This is a genomic window from Citrobacter sp. CtB7.12, assembly GCF_001297795.1.
Lineage (GTDB): Bacteria > Pseudomonadota > Gammaproteobacteria > Enterobacterales > Enterobacteriaceae > Citrobacter_A > Citrobacter_A amalonaticus.
The window spans coordinates 1-5324 of record NZ_LIFT01000040.1 but is presented as its reverse complement, the minus strand read 5'-3'; the positions used below and the strand labels follow the sequence as shown (position 1 = coordinate 5324).

The 5324-nt window shown below is 51.8% G+C and carries 7 protein-coding genes; 3 read left to right on the top strand and 4 right to left on the bottom strand.

Translation table 11 applies throughout. The features are described 5' to 3' along the window. The first annotated feature begins 230 nt into the window (after window positions 1–230). Both AOY24_RS23140 and AOY24_RS23135 read left to right on the top strand, forming a co-directional pair. Window positions 231–1184, top strand: coding sequence for an ArdC family protein (locus tag AOY24_RS23140; RefSeq protein ID WP_054177109.1), 954 nt, complete (start codon window positions 231–233; stop codon window positions 1182–1184). A 92-nt stretch (window positions 1185–1276) separates the two neighbouring features. Then, the gene (locus AOY24_RS23135; protein ID WP_054177108.1) at window positions 1277–1489 is read left to right on the top strand and encodes a hypothetical protein; all 213 of its coding nucleotides are present in this window, start codon (window positions 1277–1279) and stop codon (window positions 1487–1489) included. A 108-nt stretch (window positions 1490–1597) separates the two neighbouring features. On the opposite strand, the gene mobC is transcribed toward AOY24_RS23135, so the two are convergent. From mobC to AOY24_RS23120, 3 genes are all read right to left on the bottom strand, one after another. Further along, window positions 1598–2350 carry a MobC family replication-relaxation protein gene (gene mobC, locus AOY24_RS23130; RefSeq protein ID WP_054177458.1) on the bottom strand — a complete coding sequence of 251 codons (753 nt, stop codon included), beginning with the start codon at window positions 2348–2350 and terminating at the stop codon, window positions 1598–1600. 23 nt (window positions 2351–2373) lie between these two features. Further along, the gene (locus AOY24_RS23125; protein ID WP_054177457.1) at window positions 2374–4110 is read right to left on the bottom strand and encodes a type IV secretory system conjugative DNA transfer family protein; all 1737 of its coding nucleotides are present in this window, start codon (window positions 4108–4110) and stop codon (window positions 2374–2376) included. Between the two features lie 177 nt (window positions 4111–4287). Continuing rightward, the gene (locus AOY24_RS23120; protein WP_054177456.1) at window positions 4288–4482 is read right to left on the bottom strand and encodes a ribbon-helix-helix domain-containing protein; all 195 of its coding nucleotides are present in this window, start codon (window positions 4480–4482) and stop codon (window positions 4288–4290) included. Window positions 4483–4699: 217 nt separating this feature from the next. Here AOY24_RS23120 and AOY24_RS25245 point away from each other — a divergent pair, with 217 nt between their 5' ends. Next, complete coding sequence (locus AOY24_RS25245; protein WP_161804603.1) at window positions 4700–4873, top strand: hypothetical protein; 174 nt, start codon at window positions 4700–4702, stop codon at window positions 4871–4873. 169 nt (window positions 4874–5042) lie between these two features. On the opposite strand, the gene AOY24_RS25510 is transcribed toward AOY24_RS25245, so the two are convergent. After that, window positions 5043–5324 (bottom strand): hypothetical protein (locus tag AOY24_RS25510; protein WP_054177455.1); only part of this gene is annotated, 282 nt, incomplete at its 5' end.

The following is a 5324-nucleotide window of genomic DNA, read 5'->3' as shown; positions in this document are numbered from 1 at the left end:
ATTTCACCCCTGCAATCGTCGAAGTACTAAGTCCGGGTATGCCCGTCGTTATTTTCTCCCCGTGTGTTTTCTCTTTCATATCAGCTTCCGGTCATCGTTCTCCGTCACAACCTGTTCCGCAAGGGTAAATGGCACGCGTTCCGCGCCCCTGCTGAACAGAACGACTCCGGAGTCACGAACCGTCAGGCGATACGAAGACGAAAACCCACTCAACTGACGGAGAAAATACCATGACGATGAACCTGTATACCCGGACAAGTACTTCTGACACCGCAGCGGCGACCGGCGTATCGTCGCCGGAGCGCTCAGGCTCCTCAAAAACGAAATTTTCATCAGACAAAACGGATATTTATCAGACGGTCACTGACAGCATCATTAAGGCGCTGGAGTCTGGTGTTAAGCCGTGGCAGTGTCCGTGGAAACGTAACGGCCTGGTCTCAGGCATTCCTTCAAACTACACCACACACGAAGCCTACAGCGGCATTAATATTATGCTGCTGTGGTTCAGTGCGGCAGAGCAGGGTTTTAAGGACTCCCGCTGGATGACATACAACCAGGCGAAATCAACGGGTGCTCAGGTCCGCAAGGGGGAGCGTGGCACAATGGCAGTCTTTTACAAAACGCTGGAGAAAGAGCGGGAAGACGGCGAAAAGGATTACATCCCGATGCTGAAACACTTCATCGTTTTTAACGCAGAGCAGATTGACGGCTTACCCCATGACGGCAGCGACGCACAGCCGGAACAGCCCGCAGAAGAGACCTTTAAGCCATTCACCCGGGCTGAAGCCCTCCTTGAGCGCAGTGGCGCAAAAATCACTGAACGCGGTCAGCAGGCATTTTTCAGACCCGCCACGGATGAGATTTACCTTCCTGAACGTCATTTATTCAGCCGTGCTGAAGATTTTTATGCAACCGGTCTGCATGAGCTGGTTCACTGGAGCGGTCACCCGTCCCGTTTAAACCGGGACATGAAAGGCCGCTTTGGCTCTGAAGGGTATGCAGCGGAAGAGTTAGTTGCGGAGCTGGGAAGCGCGTTTCTGATGGCGGATTTGGGCATTAATGGCGACGTGCAGCATGAAAACTACATTGCGTCATGGCTGATAAAACTACGTAATGATAAACGTTACATCTTCCGGGCTGCGAGTGCCGCATCAAAAGCACACCGCTACCTGATGGCGTTATGAGTCTGATACCCTGCAACGGATTGCGGGGTTTTGCTGTCAGAGTGGCGTTTTTACCACCGGCACGGGGATGCATATTCCCCGTGCTTTCATAAATGTACAAACAGTCTGGTGAGGGAGGTAAGGAAAATAACCGACGGGTTATTTTGCGTCTGGCGGCAACAGCGGCGTATCAGAAGACGGATACGCCGCTGTTGCCGGGGGAGAAGCGCCAGCTCTGCTGTTTTATATGCGCGAAGCGCATGGAGGCGACGGCACAATCCGGAAAACAGCCACCCGGCGACCATAGCCGGGAACTGAGGGGATGAAGGGAGCAGATACCCCCACGGCGCTGCCGGACAGAATTTCGCGGGCAGTGTACCGGCAGAGCGCAGAGGAGGACGGTGGCGGGCATGAGGACGTGAAGGTGGTGATAATTACCGGGTCCCTGATGTGTTGTGTTCCAGTTCGTTCAGGGTGCGGAACAAAAATACGTCCCTGTTCTCTCCTTTAAAGGACACCGGAACGCTTTTTCTTATCACCACTCTGATACTGTCAAACAGCCTTATCAGTGATGTTTTACCCGCTTCATCCGGTGTGACATACATGGCGTAATGCCACCTTCCCGTATCGATAGCAGCCAGGTGGCTGCCGATGATGTTGATATAACGGGCACGGGTTTTCAGGGTTCGTTCAGCTTCCACTGCAATGATTGCACCGTTGTGGAGAGTGATCACCCCATCGGGGCGATGCCGGATACCGGGAAATTGTGCAGCAAATGTTCCCCGGTCACCGTGGCACCAGTTGCTGCCGCCTTTTTCCTCAAGAGCCAGCCGTATCCGCTGGTTAAACAGGTGATGTTCCAGCGTCCCGTAACGGAGTTTTCCCGGCTCAAAGTAACCAGGAAATACCGGGTCATCAGCCCTGACGACTCTGGAAAGCCCCTGCATGGTGATCCCCCATAATACGATAGCGGGCCGGATATCGTGGCTTCCGTGTCTGATGATATATCCAGCCTGTATGGCGCGATTCAGTACCTTATAAACCGGGTGATGTGTATGTCTGCTGAAACCCATTACTCTTCTCAGTGAACTGAAATCTGACCAGGTTTCGTCTTTCAGAAAATTCAGCAACGCCAGCATTCTGGCTTCAGCGATTTTTTTGCGTTCTGCTGGATCATGAATAAGCATATGTGTCCTCACTGTCCTGGTTTTTAAACATCGGCGGAAGGTCTGGAAGGCAGATTGTTGTTTTTCGGCAGAACAGGGGGCTGAGTCTCAAAGTCCATCAGACAGATGTACTGTTTTTGCACGCGGATATGTGACATTTTTGTCGCTCTGGCAAGTTCATTTTGTGTGAACACAAATCCCACAAATGGCGGCAGGTTGAGCAGCATGTTGCTGTCAATGAAGTAACGTTCTGCCTGGCGTATCATCCGGTCCGTTTCCACCGTTTCGGTCAGTGACATATCCGTTCTGACCTTACGCATTTCGTCATCGACGAGAATGGAGCCGGTCATTCGTGCCACCCATTCAGCGGTGTCCGGATCGCGCAGGCGGTACACCAGCATGAATTTACAGTTTTCAATCACTGAACCAGCCACGGCGTCCCCGTCCAGGTCAGCCGGGCAGTCATACAAATCCTTGATGGACTGATGGGCCATGATGATATGGACCTGTTTGTCCCTGGCGGCCCCGAGTCCTTCCAGAGCAGGCCGGGACAGATGATATTTGAGTTCATCCAGCAGTATCGCCACCGGGCGGGGTCTGCTGCGAATACGGTCGCGGGTCTCGGCTATCTGGATGAGACGGGTTAAAATCATGCGCTGGGCGGAGATGATTTTCTGGTTGCGCATGGAGCCGATAATGTAGCAGCACCCGCCATCATCGAAGATTTTCTTCAGTGACAGACCATGGCGTGCATTAATGGCGTTTATCAGCGCAATTTCTTCCAGTTCACCATAAAAGGCCGGGGTGGTTTCCTGAAGTGATTTAACAAAATCACTGTCAAACAGCTCCCGCAGCGTCATGCCGGGTTCATACATGGCGGCGGTGTTTCTGGCGGCCCTGCGGTCAGCAATACGGTAAAAGTCGGCACCTTCACCTTTTTTGGACAGGCTGAATCCGGCATTAAACAACTCTTCAAGCTGTTCATGCGAGATGTCCGCCAGCAGGTCGAGCTGAAAATTCAGGTTGTTCAGGTCGATGAGATAAAACGATTTACCTGCCTGTTCACAGGCTTTCTTTAATACATGTGGTGCCCATTCGTCATTTTTTGGATCTTCGACAAAAACAGCTTCATTTAACAGAATGGCCTGATAAAGCAGTACCGTTGCACCGATACCTTTACCAGAACCCGTGGTGCCGATAATATCAGCGTGCTGGGACTGAAATTCCTTAACGGAAATATATTGTGGCTGGTTGTCATTATCCAGACCGATAAATACACCCCTGTTAAGTTCTATATATTTCAGTGGGTCATATTCTACGCTGTCGGGTAGTATATTTTTCACTTCCCGTACATCCGTGCGGGTATTTCTTTCCAGTTTGCTTCTTTTTATCAATCGGTGCTTTAATGTGTCAATTTCTCCGGCCAGTATCCGGCGGGCAGCGATATGAAAGCATAATCCTGCCGCTGTAAACAGGGTTGTCAGTATCCAGAGCGGAATATCAGACAGGATATTATTATCCAGCACGCTGAAGAAGTAACTCAGTCCCTGAAGCGTGAGCGGCGATATTGTGCCAAAGATAAAAACAAATATGGACAGACTTGCCGTCATTTTCAGCCAGAAGGGGGCATTCTGCCTTTCTTCCCGTGGCAGGTGAAAGATAAAGGGGAGCGTCAGTCCGGCAAACAATGAAAAGAAAACCGGATTGTTTTGCAGCCATAACAGGAATAATGAAAAGATCTCTGAGAGGGTATTCAGCTTCTGCATAAGATGTGGATTCATTATATTGACTCCGGTAGCGGAATAATGAAATACATGAAGGCACAGGAGTTACATCGACAAAAAAGGCCGGTCCGGACTCACCGGCCAGCCTGATTCATTTAAAGGAGATAAACCTGCTGTCAGTCTGTTCTGGCAGCAGGCAGGGGGACTATTATGTGGTTTTACTGTGGCGGAAAATCAGTCTGTTTCTGTTTTCTTGCTGTCGTCGGGGGCGGTCATTCCGTGTTTGATGAGCAGATCCGCAATCGCTTCATCCAGCAGACGACTTTTTGGAATACGGGTAACCCGCGACAGCTCATCAAAGCGTGGCACCAGTGGATTATCCAGTGATGAGGTGAAACGGGTACGATTTTTCAGATAGGGTTCAGCCATAAACCTGTCAGTCCATCTATAACATTAAAGCTGATAGTGTAAATGGCTGCATACAAGAATAAAGTGGTTGCATATAGGCACTATATAGTGCATAAAAGAGGTGTGCCGCCACACAGAACAGGCACAACACCAGGAGATACCGGGCAATTAACCAGAATCCAGTCACGCCCGGTCAGTACGACTAAGCCGCCATGAACACATAAGAGCGGCTTTTTTTATGTCTGCATCGCGTCAGATGATGGCGGCACGGGATGGGGATTTCGCTTTGCCGCCATCTCATGCCGCTATCCTGTGCCGCCATAAAACACAGAACAGCGTGAGTGGCGGGGCCACTCATTCCCGCTGTCCGCGCTTTCCCGGTACCGCCGACCCGTGGTCGTCAGTTCCGTGAAACGCCCGTCCGGCGGACAATGGCGTGTTTCCTTCTGTCCTGGCTGGACGCCCTGACAACAGGAAACATGGGGGCAATGTCTTCGCTGAACGCTGCGTCAAAGCCCCCTGGGTCAACGGCGGCACACCGTCGCACGCTACGCGCGACCAGCCCCTTTAAGACGCCCGTTTTACCCGTTATTTTCCCGCCCGCGCGAAAATGCCGGAAACGTGGCTTTAAAGGGGCTGGTCTCGCCACGCCGGAATACCGGCTTAGCTGCGACGGTGTGCGGGGCTGTGCCCCCCACAAAAACCGCTGTCGTGGGCGACAGCTTTTCGCTCACTGGGGTGGCGAAATTTTTGCGGCTCCCCCCGGCCTGCTCAGTTCGCTTCGGGCGAACGTTCGCAGGTGGGCGCGGTGCCTGAAAATTAGCAGTTTCTCCGAAACTGAATTTTCTGTCCGCGCTCCACTT

Coding starts and splice junctions, on each gene's coding strand:
- AOY24_RS23140 (WP_054177109.1), top strand. CDS start 231: ATGACGATGAACCTGTATACCCGGACAAGTACTTCTGACACCGCAGCG.
- AOY24_RS23135 (WP_054177108.1), top strand. CDS start 1,277: ATGTACAAACAGTCTGGTGAGGGAGGTAAGGAAAATAACCGACGGGTT.
- mobC (WP_054177458.1), bottom strand. CDS start 2,350: ATGCTTATTCATGATCCAGCAGAACGCAAAAAAATCGCTGAAGCCAGA.
- AOY24_RS23125 (WP_054177457.1), bottom strand. CDS start 4,110: ATGAATCCACATCTTATGCAGAAGCTGAATACCCTCTCAGAGATCTTT.
- AOY24_RS23120 (WP_054177456.1), bottom strand. CDS start 4,482: ATGGCTGAACCCTATCTGAAAAATCGTACCCGTTTCACCTCATCACTG.
- AOY24_RS25245 (WP_161804603.1), top strand. CDS start 4,700: ATGTCTGCATCGCGTCAGATGATGGCGGCACGGGATGGGGATTTCGCT.